The sequence below is a fragment of the Streptomyces sp. NPDC048415 genome (assembly GCF_040651675.1).
Lineage (GTDB): Bacteria > Actinomycetota > Actinomycetes > Streptomycetales > Streptomycetaceae > Streptomyces.
Map to the genome: position 1 here is coordinate 96,105 of NZ_JBEZKJ010000013.1, position 21,998 is coordinate 118,102.

The following is a 21,998-nucleotide window of genomic DNA, read 5'->3' on the forward strand; positions in this document are numbered from 1 at the left end:
CTTGCCGCGGCGTGATACTCCGTGGTAATGCCCAACGGTGCACGGACACAACAATGCTGGACGGGCTGGATTCCTCCAGCCCGTCCAGCATTGTTCGGACCCGCCGGACTCAAGCAGCCGGGGCGCCGCCGTCCTGCTCCGACTCCACCTGGGCGTTCCACTCCCCCTTGGAGGACTGCCAGCCCTCCTCGTCATGGCCCAGACGCCAGTAGCCGGACAGGGACAGCTGCTCCCGCGGGATACCGCGCTCCACCCGGAGCAGTCGGCGCAGCTCCTTCACGAAGCCCGCTTCACCATGCACGAAGGCGTGCACGCGGCCGTCTGGGAAGTCGAGCGCGCGCACTGCCTCGATCAGAGCCGCGCCGATGGGGCGCTCTCCCCGGTGCAGCCAGACGACCTCCGCGTCACCGGCGAACTTCTGCTCCTCCTCGGGCCCCGCCACCTCCAGAAAGACCTTGGTGTGGGTGCCCGCGGGCAGCGCCTCGACGGCGGCGGCGACGGCCGGCAGGGCGCTCTCGTCGCCGGCGAGCAGATGCCAGTCGGCGCCGGCGTCGGGGGCGTAGCCGCCACCCGGGCCGCCGAAGCGCAGGATGTCGCCCTCCTGGGCCCGCATCGCCCAGGGCCCGGCGACACCCTCGTCCCCGTGCAGTACGAAGTCGATGGTCAGCTCGCGGCTTTCGACGTCCCAGGAACGGACGGTGTACGTGCGGGACACCGGCCACTGCTCACGGGGCAGCTCGGCGCGGATCTGGTCCAGGTCGAACGGCTCGGGGTAGGTCGCGCCGGGTGCCGGGAACAGCAGCTTCACGTAGTGGTCGGTGAACTCGCCCGCGGCGAAGCGGTACAGGCCCTCACCGCCGAGGACCACGCGCTGCATGTGCGGGGTGAGGCGCCAACTGCGCACCACCCGGCCGACGTGGACGTGCCGGGCCCTGCGCTGCGGTCGTTCTGCCATGACGATCTCCCCCGTGGAACGGCTACCAAGAACTTACAATCGCGCAAAAAGTAACACCCTTGCGGCTGCCCGCGAGGGGATACCGGGCAGCGGAACGCGGCGTCACCGTTTTCCGGCACCGGGTTCTCTCGGCGCCCTCCCGCTCAGCCAGAGCGAGAGGGTGTTGGGTAGTAGATCCGCAGTGTCGGTTGCAGACAGCGGATCTGGAGCGGCGCCCGCCGACCTGGGGGAGACGAGGGGACGCCGTACCGCCCGGGCTGTCTTTCCGCACATCGGGCGGGTCTGGGGTGCAGGGAGGCCCGCAGGCCGGCTGGGGCGAGCGAGAGCAGCGCCGTGTCCAGCTCGGTGGCCGAGGCCCCGGCACAGCTGCCCTGAGACCGACGGGGGGTAACGGTGCAGGTGAGGACGGTAACCACTCAAGTGTGCGGACCGACGCACGGCCGTGCGCGCATATGCGGGAGAATGAGCGGGTGACCTCAGCGACTCGACGGCCCGAGACCCCGGCCTCCACCGTTCCGCCCCGGCTGATCGCCACGGATCTCGACGGCACCCTGCTGCGCGACGACAAGTCGGTGTCCGAGCGCACGATCGCCGCCCTCGCCGCCGCCGAGCAGGCGGGCATCGAAGTGTTCTTCGTCACCGGCCGCCCCGCCCGCTGGATGGACGTCGTCAGCGACCACGTCCACGGGCACGGCCTGGCGATCTGCGGCAACGGCGCCGCCGTGGTCGACCTGCACGGCGGCCCGGGCGCCCACCGCTTCGTCAAGATCCGCGAGTTGGCGCCCGACATCGCGCTCGACGCCATCCAGTTGCTGCGTTCGGCCGCGCCCGGCACCGTGTGCGCCGTGGAGCGGACGTACGGGCTCCATCTCGAACCGGCATACCCGTCGCTGCACATGGAGCCCCCCGAGATCGTCGCGCCCGCAGAGAAGCTCCTCGCCGAGGACGCCCTGGACGCCGATCAGCCGGTGCTCAAGATCCTCGCCTACCACCCCGACATCGATCCCGACGCCTTTCTCACCCTGGCCCGCCTGGCCATCGGCGACCGCGCCAACGTCACCCGTTCCAGCCCGAGCGCTCTGCTGGAGATCAGCGGTCCCGGTGTCTCCAAGGCCAGCACCCTCGCGCTGTGCTGCGCCGAGCGCGGGATCTCCCACGAGGAGGTCATCGCCTTCGGTGACATGCCGAACGACGTCGAGATGCTCACCTGGGCCGGCCAGTCGTACGCGATGGGCAACGCCCACCCCGATGTGATCGCCGCGGCTTCCGGGCGGACGGTCGCCAACAACGACGACGGGGTGGCGGTCGTGATCGAGCGGATACTCGCGGAACGGCTGTAGCCGATCGCTGCGCGCCGCCACCGCCACCGCCACCGCTGCCGGTGACCGCGCCGCCGGCGCGGCTACACCTCGACCCGGTGTTCGGCCGGCCACGGGAGAGGGTCGACGGCCGAGCCCATGTCCGGAGGAGGTCGGCGACCACTGATGGCCCAGGGACGCTGGGCCGAATGGAGGCCGGGCGCAAGTCGATGCCCCAGCAGGGCTGGGCGCGACGTCATGTCTCAGCAGGGCCGGGCACAAGGCCATGCCTCAGCAGGGCCGGGCACAAGGCCATGCCTCAGCAGGGCCGGGCACAAGGCCATGCCTCAGCAGGGCCGCGCACACGAGAGATGCCGAACAGGAGCCGCCGGCCACAAGGGGATTCAGTACGGCGCCTGCCACACCACCGTCGTACCGCCGCCGTTCACGCCGATCCCCGGCCCGTGCCAACTGGCGCCGCCCAGAGACTCGGCGCGCCGCTCGAGGTTCCTCAGGCCACTGCGCCGGCCACTCTCGGGGATACCGACGCCGTTGTCCGCGACGGTCAGCCGTACGCCCTGGCGGCCGTCCGGAAGGAGCACGGTCGCGTCAACGGCGATGTCGATGCGGGATGCCTCGGAGTGCCGGAAGGCGTTGGACAGCGCCTCACGCAGGGCGGCGATGAGGTTCTTGCCGGTGAGTTCGCCGACCATCGTGTCCACGGGGCCGACGAAGAGGTGGCCGGGCTTGAAGCCGAGGGGTACGGCGGCCATCTTGATCTCGCGCAGCACGCGGGTGCGCAGCCCGGACGGCACCTCACTGGGGCCCGGCTGGAGCGCGAAGATGGCGGTGCGGATCTCCTGAATGGTGACGTCGAGGGCATCAACCGCCTTGCCGACGCCGGCCCGTACCTCGGGCACGACCGACCGCCGTTGCGCGCCCTCCAGCATCATGCCGGTGGCGAACAGCCGTTGGATGACGAGGTCGTGCAGGTCACGGGCGATCCGGTCACGGTCCTCGTACACCGCGAGCCGCTCCCTGTCGCGCTGGGCCTCGGCCACCATCAGTGCCAGCGCGGCCTGGGAGGCGAACTGCGCGGCGAGGGTCCGCTCGGTCTCCGTGAACGGTCGGCCGCCGCGGGCCCGCGGTGTGACGAGGGCCCCGAGCACCCGGCCGTCGCTCTGCAGCGGCAGCATCATGACCGGCCCGTAGTCGCGGGCGAGATCACTGAGCATGCGGGGATCGACAGCCGCGTCCTCGACGAACACCGGGGCGCCTTCGAGGATTTCGGCGACGAGTTCGCTCTCCGGCGGCATGACCACGCCGAGCGCCTCCGACGAGCGCTCGGAGGCGACGGCGACGATCTCCAGGCCGCCCTCTTCCGCGGGCAGCAGCACGATCCCCGCCGCGGAGCCGGAGAGCCGTCGGGCCTGTTCGGCGACGACCTGGAGGGCGTCCTCGGCGTCGCCGCCCGCCAGCAGCGCGGTGGTGACGGCCACCGAGCCGTCGATCCAGCGCTCGCGCTGCTTGGCGGCCTCGTACAGGCGGGCGTTTCCGACGGCTATACCGGCCTCCGTGGCCAGCACGCGGACCATGGTGAGGTCGTAGTCGTCGAAGGAGCCGCCCCGCTTCTCGGTCAGATACAGGTTGCCGAAGATCTCGCCCTGGACCCGGATGGGCACCCCGAGGAAGCTCCGCATCGGCGGATGGTGCTCAGGGAGGCCGCAGGAGCGCGGGTCGTCGGCCAGGTTCGCGAGCCGCATCGGCTCCGGGTCGTGGATGAGCGCACCAGAAGGCCCTTGTACCCGCCGGGCAGCCGCCCGATCAATGGGGCGATTCCCTCGTCGACCCCCTGGAAGACGAAGTCCGCGAGGCCGTCCCCGTCCTCCGCCACGACCCCGATGGCCGCATACCGCGCATCCGTCAGTTCGGCCGCCGTCTCACAGATCCGGTCCAGCGTGGCGTGCAGCTCCAGCCCCGACCCGACCGTCCGCATCGCCTCCAGCAACTGCGGCACCCGCGCGGTCAGCTCCGCGGACAGACCGTGCAGCGCCCGCGTCCGGGCCGCCCGAGCCGCCTCACCCGTGCTGCCGACCGAGTCGGGCGAGGCGTGAGCTGCTGACATGCCTTGAGCGTAGTCAGTCCCATTTGCAAGGGAAAGTCGGGATGAGGGGTGACGGGTCTGGGCGGTGGGAGCCCGCGCCGTTCAGGGCAGCTGGGGCAACGCGGGCGGCGGAAGGCGGCACCGGCCGGCGCGGGGCACTGCGCGACGGGCGGTAGAGCAGCGGGGCACGCCGTAGAACTGCGCGGCACGGCGCAGTACCGCGGAGCGCGGAGGCCGCGGCAGACCGGGGTATTGCGGAGCGGCGCGGCGGCGCAGCCCAGGACACCGCAGAACAGCGAGGCCGCAGCTCCGGGCACCGCAGAACATCCGGGCGGCACAGGCCGAGATACCGCACAGCAGCCGACGCCACAGCCCCGGGCACCGCACAACAACCCGGCGACACGAGCCGAGATACCGCACAGCAGCCGACGCCACAGCCCCGGGCACCGCACAACAACCCGGCGACACGAGCCGAGAAACCGCACAGCAGCCGACGCCACAGCCCCGGGCACCGCACAACAACCCGGCTACACAGGCTGCGGTACCGCGCTGAGCGCGCCGACCGCCGTGGCCGACGACCCCGCACAGGCGCGAGGCCGCGAGAATGGGACCGTGGTCAGCTGGCCGCGGCGCCGGCCAGCAGATCCCCCGCAGCCTCCCGCTCCACCATCTCCCGCAGGGGCCCCTCGCAGGCCGCCAGCTCCGCGTAGGGACCGCGCTGGACCGCGCGGCCCTCCGCCAGCACGATCACCTCGTCCACCGCGTCGAGCCCGGCCAGCCGGTGGGTGATCAGCAGGGTCGTACGGCCCTCGGTCGCGGCCAGCAGATCCGCGGTGAGCGCGTCGGCCGTCGGCAGGTCGAGGTGTTCCGCGGGCTCGTCGAGGACGAGGACGGGGAAGTCGGCGAGCAGCGCCCTGGCCAGCGCGAGCCGCTGCCGCTGGCCGCCGGACAGCCGTGCCCCGTGCTCGCCGATCAGCGTGTCGAGCCCGTCGGGCAGCCCGTCCGCCCAGTCGAGGAGCCGCGCCCGCGCGAGCGCGTCGCGCAGCGCGGCCTCGCCGGCGTCCTTCCGGGCCAGCAACAGGTTCTCGCGCACCGTGCTGTCGAAGAGGTGCGCGTCCTGGGCGCACAACCCGACCAGACGGCGTACGGCGTCCCCGTCCATCGCGTACGCGTCCATCCCGCCCAGTGTGTACGTCCCCGCGTCCGCGTCCAGGAACCGCAGCAGCACCTGCGCGAGCGTGGTCTTGCCGGACCCGGAGGGGCCGATGACAGCGATCCTGCGCCCCCGTTCGAGGGTCAGGTCGAGCCCGGCGACCGCGTCCCGGTCCTGTCCGCCGTGGCGGGCCGTCAGCCCCCTGACGGCCAGGGGGAACGCGGACGTGGGCGGCTGCGCCGGGCGCTCGGGTTCATGTACGGGATCGGCGGCGTCCAGCACCTCGTACACGCGCTCCGCGCTCTTGCGCACCCGCTGCCGGTACTGGATGGCGAGCGGCATCCCCATGACGGCCTCGAACGCGGCCAGCGGCGTGAGGACGACGACGGCCATCGCCACGCCGCCGAGGCGCCCGGCGGCGACCGCCTGGGCGCCCACGAGGGCGGTGGCCGCGACGGTCAGCCCGGACGCGAGCGCCGTGAGCCCGTCGCCGAGCGCGGTCGCGGTGGCGGCCCGGGAGGCGATGCGGGTGAGCACACCGTCGGCCCGCCGCGCCTGTGCACTGCGGGCGGGCAGCGCCCCCGCGACGGTCAACTCGGCCGTGCCGGTGAGCAGATCGGCCACCCGTGTCGCCAGGACTCCGCGCGCGGGAGCCAGCCGCCGCTCGGCCCGGTGCGCCACGGCGCCGGTCAGCAGCGGGACGCCGACCCCGGCCGCCAGCAGCCCGACCGCGAGGGCTGCACCGGCCGCCGGCAGCAGCCAGGCGGTGAAACCGACGGAGGCGGCGGACACGAGCACCGCAGCTCCCGCGGGCAGCAGCCACCGCAGCCAGTAGTCCTGCAACGCGTCCACGTCGGCGACGAGCCGGGAAAGCAGATCGCCGCGCCGGGTCGTCCGCAGTCCCGCCGGCGCGAGGCGCTCGAGGCGCCGGTACACGGCGACCCGGGTGTCGGCCAGCATCCGCAGCACCGCGTCGTGCGACACGAGCCGCTCCGCGTACCGGAACACGGCCCGCCCGATCCCGAACGCCCTCGTCGCCGTCACGGCCACCATCAGATACAGCACCGGCGGCTGCTGGGACGCCCGCGAGATGAGCCATCCGGAGGTCGCCATCAGCCCTACGGCGCTCCCGAGCGCGAGAGCGGCGAGAAGCAGCGCGAGCGCCAGCGGCCCAAGCCGGGGAGCGGCCATGGCACGGACCCGGGCGAGCACACCACCACGCTGCCGCGCGGCCGGGTGGTCCTCCCCGCCGACCGCAGGCACGCCTTCCGGCTCGTTCGCTCGAAGCGGTGAAACACGGCCGGGTCCATCGAAGCCGGCCGTCTCAAGGGACACCCCGCCTCCCTCAGCACCGGACACCCCGTCCGGCACCCTCACTTCCCCAGAAGCGGACGCCCCGACGGACACCCCGCCTTCCACAGAACCGGACACCCCGACCGGCACCCCAGGCTCCAGTCGCACCACTCGGTCCGCCACTCCCAACAAGGCCGGACGGTGCACCACCAGCAGCACCGTCCGCCCCACGGCGAGCCGCCGCACCGCCTCTACGACCTCCGCCTCCGTCGCCCCGTCCAAAGAAGCCGTCGGCTCGTCGAGGAGCAGCACCGGCCGGTCGGCGAGGAACGCCCGGGCGAGGGCGAGGCGTTGGCGCTGTCCGGCCGACAGGCCAGCCCCGTCCTCGCCGAGAAGGGTGTCGGCCCCGTCGGGCAGCGCGTCGACGAAGCCGATCGCGCCCGCGTCGGCAAGAGCCCGCCGCAGCGCCGCGTCGTCCGCGTCGGGCCGTGCCAGCCGTACGTTCTCGGCGATGGACCCGGCGTACAGATGAGGCCGCTGCGGAACCCAGGCGACTCGTGAGCGCCACTCCGCCAGGTCGGCCTCGGCGAGATCGACTTCCCCGACCCGCACCCGGCCCTCGGCGGGCCCCACGAAGCCCAGCAGGACGTTCAGCAGCGTCGACTTGCCCACACCGCTCGGCCCGACGAGCGCCACCGTCTCACCGGGTTCGACCGCGAAGGAGACGTCCGACACCGCGTCCCCGGAACGCCCGGGATACCGCACGGTCACACCCTCGAAGCCGATCTCCCCCGCGGGCACGCGCAGAGAGCCTGCGGCTGGCGCCGAGGTCTCCAGCACCGAGAAGATCTCCTCGGCCGCCGCGAGCCCCTCGGCCGCCGCGTGGTACTGAGCGCCCACCTGCCGCAGCGGCAGATACGCCTCGGGTGCGAGAACAAGGACGACCAGCCCCACGTACAGGTCCATCTCGCCGTGAACGAGTCGCATCCCGACCGTCACCGCGACCAGCGCGACGGAGATGGTGGCGAGCAGCTCCAGCGCGAAGGACGAGAGAAAGGCGATCCGCAGCGTCCGCATGGTGGCCTGCCGGTACTCGCCGGTGATCTTCCTGATCGACTCGGCCTGAGCCCTGGCCCGGCCGAAGACCTTGAGCGTGGGCAACCCCGCGACAACGTCCAGGAAGTGCCCGGAGAGACGAGACAGCATCCGCCACTGACGGTCCATCTGGGTCCGCGTGGCCCAGCCGATCAGCACCATGAAAAGAGGGATCAGCGGCAGCGTGCCGACGATGATCGCCGCCGACACCCAGTCCTCGGTGACGATCCGCGCGAGCACGGCCACCGGAACCACCACCGCGAGCCCCAACTGCGGCAGATAGCGCGAGAAGTAGTCGTCGAGCGCGTCGACTCCCCGCGTCGCAAGGGCGACCAGCGAGCCGGTCCGCTGCCCGCTCAACCACCCGGGGCCGAGCCCTGTGGCCCGCTCCAGCAGCCGCCCCCGCAACTCCGACTTGACCGCAGCGCTCGCCCGGTGCGCGGCGAGTTCGGTGAGCCACGCCACCACCGCCCGCCCGATCGCGACCGCCGCCAACAGCACCAAGGGTGTTCGGAGTTCCGTGACCGTAAGATCACGCTGGAAGGCGCCGACCACCACTTCGGCGATGAGCATCGCTTGGGCGATGACCAGCCCCGCTCCGGCGACGCCCAACCCCACGACCGCCAGGAGGAAGAGGCGAGTGGCACGGGCGTACCGGAGCAGACGCGGATCAATTGGTTTCACGTGAAACACACCCTTGGCTCATCAGGCATGTTTCACGTGAAACATGCCATGAGGTCGGACTCAGTGCGCAACATCCGCAGCGATGTGCTGCGTACCGATCCGCTTACGGAACACCCAGTAGGTCCAGCTCTGGTAGAGCAGAACGATCGGCGTAGCGATCCCCGCGCACCAAGTCATGATCTTGAGCGTGTAGGGGCTCGACGACGCGTTGCTGACCGTCAGGCTCCAGTCATCATTGAGCGAGGACGGCATGACGTTCGGGAAAAGCGTCAGGAAGAGCATCGCGACCGCCGCCACGATGGTGAGCCCCGACAGCATGAACGCCCAGCCCTCGCGGCCGACGTTGACCGCCACCAGCGCCGCGACGAGCGCGACCACTGCCACGACCAGCGCGACCAGCGACTTGCCATCACCGCTCTCGGCCTGAGTCCAGAGCAGGAAGATCAGCGCCAGCACAGCCGTCGCCAGCCCGAGGCGCAGCGCCAGCTTCCGCGCCCGCTCCCGGATCCCACCGACCGTCTTGAGCCCGACGAACACCGTCCCGTGGAACGTGAACAGCGTCAGCGTGACCAGTCCGCCGAGGAGGGCGTACGGGTTGAGCAGGTCCCAGAAGTCGCCGACGTAATCGAAGTGCTCGTCGATCTTCACTCCGCGCACGATGTTGCCGAAAGCCACACCCCACAGGAACGCCGGGATCAGCGAGGTCCAGAAAATCGCGGTCTCCCAGTTGCGCTGCCAGTGCTCCTCGGGCCGCTTCGCGCGGTACTCGAAGCCGACACCGCGCACGATCAGGCAGACCAGAATGATCAGTAGCGGCAGATAGAAGCCGGAGAAGAGCGTGGCGTACCACTCGGGGAAGGCGGCGAAGGTCGCGCCGGCCGCCGTGAGCAGCCACACTTCGTTGCCGTCCCAGACCGGACCGATCGTGTTGATCAGCACCCGCTTCTCGGTGCGGTCGCGGGCCAGCAGCTTGGTCAGGATGCCGACCCCGAAGTCGAAGCCCTCCAGGAAGAAGTAACCGATCCAGAGGACCGCGATGAGTACGAACCAGACGTCGTGAAGTTCCATGACTCTGCAGCTCCCTGGGCCTAGTAGGAGAAGGCCATCGGCTTGTCGGCGTCACGGGAGTCGCCGCCGATCTTGGTGGGCGGGTTGAGGTCGGCCTCGGTGAGCTCGGGCGGGCCGGCCTTGACGTACTTCACGAGCAGCTTGACCTCGATGACGGCGAGGATCGCGTAGAGCGCCGTGAAGACGAGCATCGAGGTGAGGACCTCGCCCTGCGAGACGCCGGGGGAGACGGCGTGCCGGGTCTGCAGCACGCCGTAGACGACCCACGGCTGACGTCCCATCTCGGTGAAGATCCAGCCCCAGGAGTTGGCGATCAGCGGGAATCCAAGAGTCAGGATCGCGATGCGCCAGTACCACTTGGTGAGCGTCGGGCCGAGTGCCTTCTTCTTGAAGAGGACCAGATGCGGCACCTCGTCGTCGCCGACCCTCAGGTGCTGCGGCAGCATGAACTTCTTGCGAGTCAGCCAGAGTCCGGCGAGGCCGATGGCGAAGGATGCCATGCCGAAGCCGATCATCCAGCGGAACGCCCAGAAGGTGACGGGGATGATGGGGCGATAGTCGCCGGGACCGTACTTCGCCTGCTCGGCCTTGTTGGTGTCGTTGATGCCGGGGACGTACGAGCTGAAGTCGTCGTCGGCGAGGAAGGACAGTATCCCGGGAACGGACAGCTCAACGCTGTTGTGTCCCTTGCTGACGTCCCCGTACGCGAAGACCGAGAACGGCGCCGAGTTCTGACCGTCCCAGAGCGCCTCGGCGGCGGCCATCTTCATCGGCTGCTGCTTGAACATGACCTTGCCGAGGGTGTCACCGCTGACCGCGGTGAGCAGGCCGGCAATGGTGACGGTGACAAGACCCAGCCGCAGCGAGGTCTTCATCACGCCGACATGCTTCTTGCGGACCAGGTGGAAGGCGGCGATGCCGACCATGAAGGCGCCGCCGGTCAGGAAGGATGCGGCGAGTGTGTGGAATGCCTGAGCGAGCGCGGTGTTCTGGGTCAGCACATGCCAGAAGTCGGTGAGTTCGGCGCGGCCCTTGGCCTTGTTGATCCGGTAACCGACGGGGTGCTGCATCCACGAGTTGGCCGCCAGGATGAAGTACGCCGACAGGATCGTGCCGATGGAGACCATCCACATACAGGCGAGGTGGAGCTTCTTCGGAAGCTTGTCCCAGCCGAAGATCCACAGCCCGATGAACGTGGACTCGAAGAAGAAGGCGATCAGAGCCTCGAAGGCCAGCGGGGCACCGAAGATGTCACCGACGAAGCGCGAGTAGTCGGACCAGTTCATGCCGAACTGGAACTCCTGGACGATGCCGGTGACGACACCCATCGCGATGTTGATCAGGAAGAGCTTGCCCCAGAACTTGGTGGCCCTGAGGTACTTCTCCTTTTCCGTGCGCACCCAGGCCGTCTGCAGGCCGGCGGTGAGCGCGGCGAGCGAGATCGTCAGAGGGACGAAGAGGAAATGGTAGACGGTGGTGATGCCGAACTGCCATCGCGCCAGAGTCTCCGGCGCCAAAGCCAATTCCACGTCGTCAGTCTCCTTACATCGCCATGGTCACAGCGGCAGTTTGCCCCGTTTGTCAGGCACATCGCGGGAGCAACCGGACACGCTTGTGAACGCGTTCACATTCACAAGCAATTATGACGCATGCCCGTTCGAGTGCTGACAGGAGGGGGTCCCTAAGCGTGGATCCCTCACCCCGGGGCGCAAACAGGCAGGCCAGACCCCTTGGCAAGGCCTTCAACATATTGTTGAATCCGCAGCATGCAGATACGGATCTCCTGGCCCGCGGGGCATCTCACCGCGACCCTCGACGACACCCCGACCACCCTGGCACTGGCCAAAGCGCTGCCGCTCGTCTCCACCGCCCACACCTGGGGCGAGGAGGTCTACTTCGACACCGGTGTCCGTGTTGCCCGCGAGGCGGCCGCCCAACAGGTCGTCGAGCCCGGCACGGTGGCCTTCTGGACCGACGGCGACGCCCTCGCGCTCCCCTACGGGCCCACCCCGATCTCGCGAGGCGACGAGTGCCGCCTCGCGAGCCCGTGCAATGTCCTCGGCCGCCTCGACGGCGATCCGCGCGCGCTCGCCACCGTGCGCGACGGCGACCCCGTACGCGTGGAACCCGTGGACGACTAGAGCTCCTTGCGGAACCCCTCCGTCACCTTCAGGAAGATGTCGTTCGCCTCGTTCTCACCGATCGTCACGCGAACGCCCTCGCCGGCGAAGGGCCGCACGACGACCCCAGCCTGCTCGCAGGCGGCGGCGAAGTCGAGCGTGCGCTCCCCCAGGCGCAGCCACACGAAGTTGGCCTGCGTCTCGGGCACCGTCCAGCCCTGACCGCGCAGCGCCTCGACCACGCGCTGACGCTCGCACACCAGCGAGCCGACCCGTCCGAGCAGTTCGTCCTCGGCGCGCAGCGAGGCGACCGCCGCGTCCTGGGCCAGCTGGCTCACACCGAAGGGCACCGCCGTCTTGCGCAGCGCCGCCGCCACCGGCTCATGGGCGATCGCGAAGCCGACCCGGAGCCCGGCGAGCCCGTACGCCTTGGAGAAGGTGCGCAGCACACAGACATTGGGCCGCTCGCGGTAGATCGCGACACCGTCGGGCACCTCGACGTCGCGGATGAACTCGCGGTACGCCTCGTCCAGGACGACCAGCACATCGCTGGGCACCCGGTCGAGGAACCGGTCCAGCTGGGCCCGGCGCACGACGGTGCCCGTCGGGTTGTTGGGGTTGCAGACGAAGATCAGCCGGGTGCGGTCGGTGATCGCGTCGGCCATCGCGTCCAGATCATGCACATCACCGGGTGTCAGCGGCACCTTCACCGAGGTGGCCCCGCTGACCTGCGTGATGATCGGATACGCCTCAAAGGACCGCCAGGCGTAGATCACCTCGTCCCCGGGGCCGCTCGTGGCCTGCAGCAGCTGCTGCGCGACGCCGACCGAGCCGGTGCCCGTCGCCAGGTGTGCGAGGGGAACGCCGAAGCGGTCCGACAGCTCGCTCATGAGCGCGGTGCACGCCATGTCCGGGTAGCGGTTGAAGGCCCCGGTCGCGGCGGCGACGCTCTCGAGCACACCGGGCAGCGGCGGATACGGGTTCTCGTTGGAGGACAGCTTGTACGCCACGGGGCCACCGGACGCCGCCGGCTTGCCGGGCTTATAGGTGGGGATACCCTCCAGCTCGGCACGCAGCTTGGGGCTCGTCTCGCTCACCGCAGTCCTCCTCGCGACCACCAGCGGCTCATGACCACCACCGGCTACCAATGCTTCTCACCTTATGAGGATTCGGCGCCGCTGCGAATGGGCTGTGGACAACCGAACAGCAAGCCGACCCCGATCCGGCGATCACCCTCGGACAGCCGGCTTGGCGATCAACCTCGTACGACCCTGTGGTCATCCATGTACGAAGGCGTACGAAAGGGGGGGCGCGCCGTCCGACGCGGCGCGCGCCGGTGGCTCACGCCGTGGCGCGCATCCCTCGTGAAGGTGAGTTGAGACCTCTTCGAAACATGGTCCACTTGGCAGGCCCATGCGCGCCGACAAGTCACGTACTGCGATTGTATCGTTCAACTACCTTTGTTTCAAAGGCAGTTGACCACTTTCGACCATGCAGAAACGTGCCTGTCAACGCGTGCATATGCGTCCGCACTACCCCACCGCATGAGCCCTACTATCGGCTCGCCATGACAGCAGCAGGGAAGCACCAGGTGAGCCGGGCGGAGACCTCCCGCCGAGGCGGTCGACCAGGCCGGGCGGGTATCAGAGACGTGGCTGCGGCCGCAGGGGTCTCCATCACGACTGTGTCCGACGCCCTCAACGGCAAGGGCCGGCTCCCGGACGCCACCCGACGCCACGTCCGCGAGGTCGCCGACCGGCTGGGTTATCGCCCGTCGGCCGCGGCCCGAACCCTCCGTACCGGCAAGTCAGGGCTCATCGGCCTGACCGTGACGACGTACGGGGATGAACCTTTCACCTTCACGGAGTTCGCGTACTTCGCGGAGATGGCCAGAGCCGCCACCTCGGCCGCGCTCGCCCGGGGCTACGCCCTGGTCATCCTCCCCGCGACCTCGCGCCACGATGTGTGGTCGAACGTCGCCCTGGACGGAACCGTGGTCATCGACCCGTCCGACCAGGACCCGGTCGTCAGCGAGCTGGTCCGGCAGGGATTACCGGTCGTCTCCGACGGCCGCCCGGCCGGCTCGCTCCCGGTCACCGCCTGGGTGGACAACGACCACGAGGCCGCCGTCCTGGGCATCCTCGACCACCTGGCCGACGCCGGCGCCCGCCGGATCGGCCTCCTCACCGGCACCAGCACGGACACGTACACCCACCTCTCCACCACCGCATACCTGCGCTGGTGCGAGCGCGTGGGCCAGGATCCGGTGTACGAGGCCTACCCGGCGCACGATCCGTGCGCGGGAGCCGTCGCCGCCGACCGGCTGCTGGCCCGGCCCGACCGCCCCGACGCCGTCTACGGTCTCTTCGACCCGAACGGCACCGACCTGCTCGCCGCGGCCCGCCGCTACGGCCTGCGCGTGCCGGACGACCTGCTGCTGGTCTGCTGCAGTGAGTCCACCGTCTACGCCAACACCGAGCCGCCCGTCACCACGCTCTCCCTCAAACCGCGCCGGATCGGCACGGCCGTGGTCCAGCTCCTCATCGACGCCATCGAAGGGGTCGAATCGGACCAACCGGTCGAGCAGGTGATACCGACGGAGCTGATCGTGCGGACGTCCTCCGAGCGCCGTCCGCCCCGTACGACCGTCAGTGCGCCCCGATCGCCCGATGTGGGTTGACGCCCGGTGAACAGCAAGGGCGGGAAAAGCCCCTCCCAATTCGGGCGAAAGCCGCGGTGATCTGGTCTCCTGCTCCGATTCACCACCCCTGGGTCATCACATGGCGCGATCCGCATTCCTATGATGGGCGGACGACACCGCGGGCCGCTGCGACCAGGCAGTCCGATCCGGTGCAGATGCGGCGCGATGGTGGTGGAGGGGTCGATGACTCAGGGGGCCGGCCAGGGACCCGAGGCGGTGCGGACGGCGACGTTGCGCGACTTCCGGGTGCCCGCGTACGTCCACGAGACCGGTCCGTACGCGCAGAGCACGCCTCCCGGCGAGGGCGCCGGACCCGCCGAGGAGCCGGCGGAGTACGCGTCCGCGGACTATCCGCAGGAGTACACGCCGACGCAGCGCGATCTGCCCGTCATCAACCGGGGTGACACCCTGCAGGTTGCTGTTGACCCCGCCGCCGTGGCCGACCCGGGGCCCGCCCCCGACGGGCCGGGGGCGCTGTATGTCGTCGGCGACGTGCACGGATACCTCGACGAGCTGGTCGCCGCCCTCCAGGAGAAGGGCCTCATCGACGCCGCGGCCAACTGGTCCGCCGGGACCTCCCGCCTGTGGTTCCTCGGTGACTTCACCGACCGCGGCCCCGACGGCATCGGCGTGATCGACCTGGTGATGCGGCTGTCGGCCGAGGCGGCCGCGGCCGGCGGCTACTGCAAGGCGCTCATGGGCAATCACGAGCTGCTCCTGCTCGGCGCCAAGCGGTTCGGCGACACCCCCGTCAACTCCGGCGCAGGCACCGCCACCTTCCAGGCCGCCTGGCTCCTCAACGGCGGCCAGAAGACCGATATGGACCGTCTCCAGGACCACCATCTGCAGTGGATGGCCCGTCTCGACGCCATGGAACAGGTCGACGGACACCTCCTGGTGCACTCCGACACCACCGCCTATCTCGACTACGGCGACTCCATCGAAGCGGTCAATGACACCGTCCGCGAAACCCTCACGCGCAATGACGCGGACGAGTGCTGGGACCTCTTCCGCAAGTTCACCAAGCGCTTCGCCTTCCGCGACGACGGGGGCGCCGAGGCGGTCCGAGAACTGCTCAGCGCATACGGCGGCACCCGCATCGTCCATGGTCACAGCCCCATTCCGTATCTGTTGGGCGAGGTCGGCTCGGAGGACGGCGAGGACAGCTCGGGTCCCGTGGTCGAAAGACCCCATCTCTACGCCGACGGGCTGGCCATCGCGATGGACGGCGGTGTGACCATGGCCGGAAAACTGCTGGTCCAGCAACTTCCCCTGGATAGCTGAGCGTTCAACGGGCAGGCGTCCCCTCGTGAAGGACTGCGCTGGCCAGGCGCCAATTTCTGGAAACCCCCTGTCACGGCGTGCCGTCACCGCTCTACCATCGGCTTATCCGTAGCAGGCTCCCCTCCGTTTCTGCCCAACGGTTCGTCAGCGTGCGAGCCACCAGCCCTACGGAGCATCGGGGGATGCAGATGAACAGCGTTCCGCAGCACCTGCTGAGCGAGGACCGCCAGGAATACGAGCGGATCCTCGATGAGGTGCTGCGCTCCGCACCACACCGCCCGGAACTCGCCGCTGTCGGCCAGCGGCTCAACCCCGAACAACTGCGCACCATGGCGCTCAACGCCACCGCTCTCATCACGGCGGCCGCGGCGACCGAGTACCAGCACTATGTGACGGTCCGCGAGGAACTGCGCCAGCCGGCGCCGTCCACCTCCGTCGTGAGCGAGGAGGTCGGCTCCGCGGAGCCGGGCGCGACCGCGATGGGGCTCGCCGCCACCGTGGGAGAGGTCACGGAGACCGCAGGCGCCGGCGCCATCGCCGTCGTCGCGGTGCTCGCGCCCGTCCTCGCCGGCACAGCTGCGGCGATCTTCCTGCTCGTGGGGTACATCCTGAAGATGCTCGACCCCGAGCCGGCGTTCGCCAAGACCCTCTTGACCACCGGGTGGGTCTTCGGCGCGGTCACGGCGGCCGCGATCCTGGTCGCCGCGGTGGGACTGCTGCTGACCGCGCTGCGCAACAGTTCGTCCTCGCTCGCGGCAGGAGCCCACGGCGAGCTGAGCGAACAGGTGGACCGAGCCAGGGAAGTCTGGCGCGAGGCCCTGCTGGAGCGCGGCATCCTGCCGTTCCTCCGGGAGGCCCTCGCCGATCCGGGCTCCGCGGCACTGGGCCGTCCGGCACCGACACCGGCACCGACCGGCCGCATCCCACAACTCGGCTACAACCGGCCGGGGTTCAGCAGCCCCGACGGCGGCCCTGCGGCCGGCCCGCGCCCGAGCTTCAGCAGTCCGGACTTCACGAGCCCGGACTTCGGGGGTCCGGAGCACCAGCCTGAGTGACACCCGGTCGGCCGACGGCCGGGGCCGGGGCCGGGGCCAGAGGAGGACACCGGGCCCGCGCCTCACCGGCGCGGGCTCCGACAGGCCCAGTCCGACGCCGTCGCCGCGGCCGCCCCGCTGTCGCCAGGCCTTCGGGTACGCCCCTACGGCGGTGGCCGGTTCAGATGATGCCCAGCCGCCGCGCCGCGCTCATCCAGGCCGGGAACTCGGACAGCAGCCGGTCGTACAGCTCGGCGTCCGGGAGGCCCCTGATGTCGTCGACGGCGAAGAAGCCCACGTTGTCCACGCGTCGGCCCGCCAGCGTGTCGAACCGTTCCAACACGCCGTAGTTGGACCGTCCCAGGCCCACGAACTGCCAGAAGATCGGCTCCTCCACCGCTTCCCGCAGCTCCTTCTCGATCTCCTTGTTGCGGTAGACGCCGCCGTCGGAGAAGAAGAGCACGAGTGTGGGATCGGGGGCCGGGTGCTCACGGACGTACGTCCGCACCTCGGCGATCACCTTCTGCTCCTCGTTCTGAATACCGACCGTACGCATGTCCACCTGCCCCGGCAGCAGGCCCTTGCGCGGCTTCTTGCTCCGCCGGAACAGGCTCAGCTCCCCTACCCGGACATGGAGCTCCAGCCACTCGGGCAGGTCCCCCACGCCGAGATCCGGCAGCCGGGCCGCTTGGGAGGCGAACGCCCACGCCTGCATCACTCCGTCGTCGTCCAACTGCGCGGCCACCGCGGCCATCCGCTCCACCACATCGGCGACGACACCCTTCGCATACAGGAAGGACATCGACCCGGATGCGTCGAGGACCAGGAGGACGCGCGCCCTGACCCCCGCCGCCCCGTGCTTGCGCAGACTGACCGCCACCTGCTCCTTGCGCAGAGACAGACGCTTGCGCATGTCCACGGGTAGTTGCTCCTCACCCTTGGTCAGGCGAGAGGCGGATACCGAGGGCGGTACGTCGATCACGGCCACCGGTGGCGCCGTCGGCGCCGGTGTGGAGACACCGGGCTCCTCGTCCACGCTGATCCCGAAGTCGGTGGCCAGTCCCGCGAGCCCGGACGCGTAGCCCTGCCCGACCGCGCGGAACTTCCACTGGTCGCCCCGCAGATACAGCTCACCTCCAATGAACGCCGTCTCGGTCGTTGCCTCCATCTCGAAGCGCGCCAGCTCCCGCCCGGTCTCGGTGTCGAGCAGCCCCAGCGTCAGTCCGGACAGCTCGCCGAAGGTTCCTCCGTCGGCCGAGGCGCACAGGACGACCCGCTCGATGTCCGGCTCCAAGGCGCGCAGATCCACCCCAAGGGTGTCCGTCGTACCGCCGGCGTCCCGCCGCTTGCCGAGATGACGTACCGCACCGGAGGCATGCTGCGGCTGGTTGTAGAAGACGAAGTCCCCGTCGTCGCGAACCCGCCCACCCGCACCGAGCAGCAGCGCCGAGGCATCAGCGTCCGGAGCGGCGGCGCCCCCGGCCCAGCCGAGCACGATCTGTACGGACTCAGCGGCGACAGGAAGGTTGGCGCCCTTGCTCATGGATGTCGCTGTCATACGCCCAGTCTGCCGAGTGAACCGGGCCCCGGAGCCGCCCGAGACGCACCTGTGCGCATCGGACGACTCCGGGCATCACACACCGCGTGTGGTGCGCCTCAGTCCGCCAACGGCAGATAGACCCGGTTGCCCGCGGCCGCGAACTCCTTGGACTTCTGAGCCATGCCCTCCTCGATCTCCACCTGTGAACCACCGTGCTCCCGCCGGATGTCCTGCGAGATCTTCATCGAGCAGAACTTGGGTCCGCACATGGAGCAGAAGTGCGCCGTCTTGGCGGGCTCGGCCGGCAGCGTCTCGTCGTGGAACTCCCGTGCTGTGTCCGGGTCGAGGGCCAGATTGAACTGGTCCTCCCACCGGAACTCGAAGCGGGCGTCGGACAGCGCGTCATCCCATTCCTGCGCACCTGGGTGCCCCTTGGCGAGGTCGGCTGCGTGGGCGGCGATCTTGTAGGTGATGACGCCGGTCTTGACGTCGTCACGGTTGGGCAGGCCCAAGTGCTCCTTGGGCGTGACATAGCAGAGCATGGCCGTGCCCCACCAGGCGATCATCGCGGCACCGATGCCGGAGGTGATGTGGTCGTACGCCGGCGCGACGTCCGTCGTCAGCGGGCCGAGCGTATAGAACGGAGCTTCATCACAGATCTCCTGCTGAAGGTCGATGTTCTCCTTGATCTTGTGCATCGGGACATGTCCCGGGCCCTCGATCATGGTCTGTACGTTGAAACGCTTGGCGATCGTGTTGAGTTCCCCGAGCGTCCTCAACTCCGCGAATTGTGCGGCGTCGTTGGCGTCCGCGATGGAGCCGGGCCGCAGCCCGTCGCCGAGCGAGTAGGTGACGTCGTAGGCCGCGAGGATCTCGCAGAGTTCCTCGAAGTTCTCGTACAGGAACGATTCCTTGTGGTGCGCCAGGCACCACGCCGCCATGATCGAGCCGCCGCGCGAGACGATGCCGGTCTTGCGGTTCGCGGTGAGCGGCACGTACGGCAGGCGCACGCCCGCGTGGACGGTCATGTAGTCCACGCCCTGCTCGGCCTGCTCGATGACCGTGTCCTTGTAGATCTCCCAGGTCAGCTCCTCGGCGCGGCCGTCGACCTTCTCCAGTGCCTGGTAGAGCGGTACCGTGCCGATGGGAACGGGGGAGTTGCGCAGCACCCATTCGCGCGTGGTGTGGATGTTGCGGCCGGTGGACAGGTCCATGACCGTGTCGGCGCCCCAACGGGTCGCCCAGGTCATCTTCTCGACCTCCTCCTCGATGGAGGACGTCACAGCCGAGTTGCCGATGTTGGCGTTGACCTTCACCAGGAACCGCTTGCCGATGATCATCGGCTCGATCTCGGGGTGGTTGACGTTCGCGGGCAGCACCGCGCGACCCGCGGCGATCTCCTCGCGTACCACCTCGGGGTCGACATTCTCGCGGACCGCCACGAACTCCATCTCGGGCGTGATCTCGCCCCGTCGGGCGTACGCGAGCTGCGTCACCGCCTGTCCGGGGCGGCCCCGGCGCGGCTGGCGCGGCCGCCCAGGGAAGACCGCGTCGAGGTTGCGGAGGCCTCCGCGCGGTGCGGTGTGCTTGATCCCGTCGTCCTCGGGGCGGACAGGGCGGCCCGCGTATTCCTCGGTGTCGCCGCGGGCGATGATCCAGTTCTCACGCAGCGGCGCCAGCCCCCTGCGTACGTCGGTTTCGACCGTCGGATCCGTGTACGGGCCGGAGGTGTCGTACAGCGTGACGGACTGCCCGTTGGTGAGGTGCACCTGACGGACCGGCACCCGCAGATCGGGGCGCGAACCCCCGACATACGCCTTGTGCCAGCCGATGGACTTCCCGGCCTCACCGTTCTGGGACGGGGAAGGAGCCCCGTCGGTCTGACTGGAGGCAGACGTGCGTACGTCCTTGTTGGTCATGAGACCTACTCCCTACGCCGGCATTACCCGGTAACAGGTTCGGCGGTCGACGCAGCGGCTTCCGTCCGTCGATGTTTCATGTGAAACATCGCTGGGACGAAGGTCAGCGCCCTCTCAGCCCGGTGCTCCGAGCTCCCGCGTGTGCAAAGGTGCCTCCACGCTAGCGTCATATCTGGCGCGGTGAACAGAGGGCCCCTCCGGTTCTTGCGATGATCGGTCAGTGACCACATCGCAGCAGCCCCCATTCCCACCGCCCGAGCCGCCGCACGGACCCGGCTCCGGCAACGGCCGCGGACGCGGACCGGGCGGCGGCGGACATGGTCCTGGGCCCGGCAACGGGCATGGCCACGGCCCAGAGGGCGGACAGGGTCACGGAACGGGCGGCGGACACGGCCACTCACACAGCCATGGCCCCGCCGCTCCCGTCTCCAAGCATCTGCGCAAGGTCATCGCAGCGGTGCTGATCCCCTTCGCTGCGGCGGTCGTTGTGGGCCTAGCGGTGTTCTGGCCCGGGGGCGCCCCGTCCCACGAACGGACCGGCGTCGGCTTCGACCGGCAGACCCAGCAGGCGACGGTCACCAAGGTCGACAAAGTGGACTGCAAGTCCGTGAACGCCTCGGGGGAGACGCCGACCGGCGACACCTCCACCGCCGAGGGCTCCTCCGCACAACAGCAGGCCAACGGCACCTGCAAGAAGGCGACGATCCGGGTCGACACCGGCAAGGACAAGGGCCGGACGTTCACCGAGATCGTCCAGCCGGACCAGTCGAGGCAGTTGCACCAGGGCGAGAAGGTCGTGGTCGCATACGAGCCCTCCGCGCCCAAGGACCTGCAGTACTCGGTCACCGACGTGAACCGGAAGTTCCCCATGGCGCTGCTCGCCGGGATCTTCGCGGTCGTCGTCGTGGTGGTGGGCCGGATGCGTGGCGTGATGGCGCTGATCGCGCTGGCCGTCAGCTTCCTGATCCTGACGTTCTTCATCCTGCCCGCGATCCTGCAGGGCTCGAACCCGCTGGTCGTGGCGGTCATCGGGGCCAGTGCGATCATGCTGATCGCGCTCTATATGTGCCATGGCCTCTCGGCCCGTACATCGGTGGCCGTGGTCGGCACGCTGCTCTCGCTGGTGCTGATCGGTGTGCTCGGCTCGGTGTTCATCGGCTGGGCGGCGCTGACCGGCAACACGGACGACAACACGGGTCTGATCCATGGCCTGTACCCGTCCATCGACATGAGCGGTCTGCTGCTCGCCGGCGTCATCATCGGTTCGCTCGGTGTCCTCGACGATGTGACGGTGACGCAGACGTCCGCGGTCTGGGAGTTGCACGAGGCGAATCCCACGATGGGCCGGCGCGGCCTGTACCGAGCGGGCATCCGCATCGGCCGTGACCACATCGCGTCGGTCGTCAACACCCTCGTCCTGGCCTACGCGGGCGCCGCGCTGCCATTGCTGCTTCTCTTCTCGATCGCGCAGAGCAGTGTGGGCACGGTCGCCAACAGTGAACTGGTCGCCGAGGAGATCGTGCGCACCCTGGTCGGTTCGATCGGTCTGGTCGCCTCGGTGCCGGTGACCACCGCGTTGGCCGCCCTGGTGGTCTCCGCCGACCGCCCGGCGATCGCGGCAGGCCCCGCGGAGCCCTCAGGGGTCAGGACACCGGTGCGTGGTGGAAAGGGCCGTCGCCGCAAGCGCTGAAACCATCCGGCACCCGCGCCCCTGGTGAGGAAGCGTTACTCCACTTGAGGGTACGACGGT

At 69.7% G+C, this 21,998-nt stretch carries 13 protein-coding genes, 1 pseudogene and 1 riboswitch; of the genes and pseudogenes, 6 read left to right on the forward strand and 8 right to left on the reverse strand.

The features are described 5' to 3' along the window. Positions 1-109: 109 nt before the first annotated feature. On the reverse strand, positions 110-955 hold the full coding sequence (locus AB0D27_RS12380; RefSeq protein ID WP_362506039.1) for a siderophore-interacting protein: 846 nt from the start codon (positions 953-955) through the stop codon (positions 110-112). Between the two features lie 452 nt (positions 956-1,407). On the opposite strand from AB0D27_RS12380, the gene AB0D27_RS12385 reads away from it, so the two are divergent. Then, positions 1,408-2,295, forward strand: coding sequence for a Cof-type HAD-IIB family hydrolase (locus tag AB0D27_RS12385; RefSeq protein WP_362506042.1), 888 nt, complete (start codon positions 1,408-1,410; stop codon positions 2,293-2,295). Positions 2,296-2,657: 362 nt separating this feature from the next. On the opposite strand, the pseudogene AB0D27_RS12390 reads toward AB0D27_RS12385, so the two are convergent. The 4 genes and pseudogenes from AB0D27_RS12390 to AB0D27_RS12405 all read right to left on the reverse strand — a co-directional run bounded on the left by AB0D27_RS12390 (position 2,658) and on the right by AB0D27_RS12405 (position 11,179). Further along, positions 2,658-4,378 (reverse strand): annotated as a pseudogene (locus AB0D27_RS12390) (GAF domain-containing protein). 595 nt (positions 4,379-4,973) lie between these two features. After that, positions 4,974-8,582 (reverse strand): thiol reductant ABC exporter subunit CydD, encoded by a 3,609-nt coding sequence (cydD, locus tag AB0D27_RS12395; RefSeq protein ID WP_362506045.1) that lies wholly within the window; start codon positions 8,580-8,582, stop codon positions 4,974-4,976. 60 nt (positions 8,583-8,642) lie between these two features. Further along, on the reverse strand, positions 8,643-9,650 hold the full coding sequence (gene cydB, locus AB0D27_RS12400; RefSeq protein ID WP_362506048.1) for a cytochrome d ubiquinol oxidase subunit II: 1,008 nt from the start codon (positions 9,648-9,650) through the stop codon (positions 8,643-8,645). Positions 9,651-9,670: 20 nt separating this feature from the next. Further along, the gene (locus tag AB0D27_RS12405; RefSeq protein ID WP_362506051.1) at positions 9,671-11,179 is read right to left on the reverse strand and encodes a cytochrome ubiquinol oxidase subunit I; all 1,509 of its coding nucleotides are present in this window, start codon (positions 11,177-11,179) and stop codon (positions 9,671-9,673) included. Positions 11,180-11,416: 237 nt separating this feature from the next. Here AB0D27_RS12405 and AB0D27_RS12410 point away from each other — a divergent pair, with 237 nt between their 5' ends. After that, positions 11,417-11,791 (forward strand): cyclophilin-like fold protein, encoded by a 375-nt coding sequence (locus AB0D27_RS12410; protein WP_362506054.1) that lies wholly within the window; start codon positions 11,417-11,419, stop codon positions 11,789-11,791. On the opposite strand, the gene hisC is transcribed toward AB0D27_RS12410, so the two are convergent. Continuing rightward, positions 11,788-12,867 (reverse strand): histidinol-phosphate transaminase, encoded by a 1,080-nt coding sequence (gene hisC / locus AB0D27_RS12415; protein ID WP_362506057.1) that lies wholly within the window; start codon positions 12,865-12,867, stop codon positions 11,788-11,790. The two genes, AB0D27_RS12410 and hisC, sit on opposite strands and share 4 nt — an antisense overlap. 470 nt (positions 12,868-13,337) lie before the next feature. On the opposite strand from hisC, the gene AB0D27_RS12420 reads away from it, so the two are divergent. From AB0D27_RS12420 to AB0D27_RS12430, 3 genes are all read left to right on the forward strand, one after another. Then, positions 13,338-14,450 carry a LacI family DNA-binding transcriptional regulator gene (locus AB0D27_RS12420; RefSeq protein ID WP_362506060.1) on the forward strand — a complete coding sequence of 371 codons (1,113 nt, stop codon included), beginning with the start codon at positions 13,338-13,340 and terminating at the stop codon, positions 14,448-14,450. Between the two features lie 204 nt (positions 14,451-14,654). Next, complete coding sequence (locus tag AB0D27_RS12425) at positions 14,655-15,755, forward strand: metallophosphoesterase (RefSeq protein WP_362506062.1); 1,101 nt, start codon at positions 14,655-14,657, stop codon at positions 15,753-15,755. Between the two features lie 182 nt (positions 15,756-15,937). Then, entirely contained in the window at positions 15,938-16,810 is an 873-nt protein-coding gene (locus AB0D27_RS12430) for a hypothetical protein (RefSeq protein WP_362506065.1), read from the forward strand. Positions 16,811-16,970: 160 nt separating this feature from the next. On the opposite strand, the gene AB0D27_RS12435 is transcribed toward AB0D27_RS12430, so the two are convergent. Together AB0D27_RS12435 and thiC are read right to left on the reverse strand one after the other, a co-directional pair. After that, positions 16,971-18,347, reverse strand: a complete 1,377-nt coding sequence (locus AB0D27_RS12435; RefSeq protein WP_362506068.1) for a VWA domain-containing protein — start codon at positions 18,345-18,347, stop codon at positions 16,971-16,973. 98 nt (positions 18,348-18,445) lie between these two features. Continuing rightward, entirely contained in the window at positions 18,446-20,248 is a 1,803-nt protein-coding gene (gene thiC / locus AB0D27_RS12440) for a phosphomethylpyrimidine synthase ThiC (protein WP_362506071.1), read from the reverse strand. Beyond that, positions 20,241-20,397, reverse strand: a riboswitch (TPP riboswitch). Its footprint overlaps the gene before it by 8 nt. Before the next feature lie 71 nt (positions 20,398-20,468). On the opposite strand from thiC, the gene AB0D27_RS12445 reads away from it, so the two are divergent. Beyond that, complete coding sequence (locus AB0D27_RS12445) at positions 20,469-21,938, forward strand: YibE/F family protein (protein ID WP_362506074.1); 1,470 nt, start codon at positions 20,469-20,471, stop codon at positions 21,936-21,938. Positions 21,939-21,998: the final 60 nt, after the last annotated feature.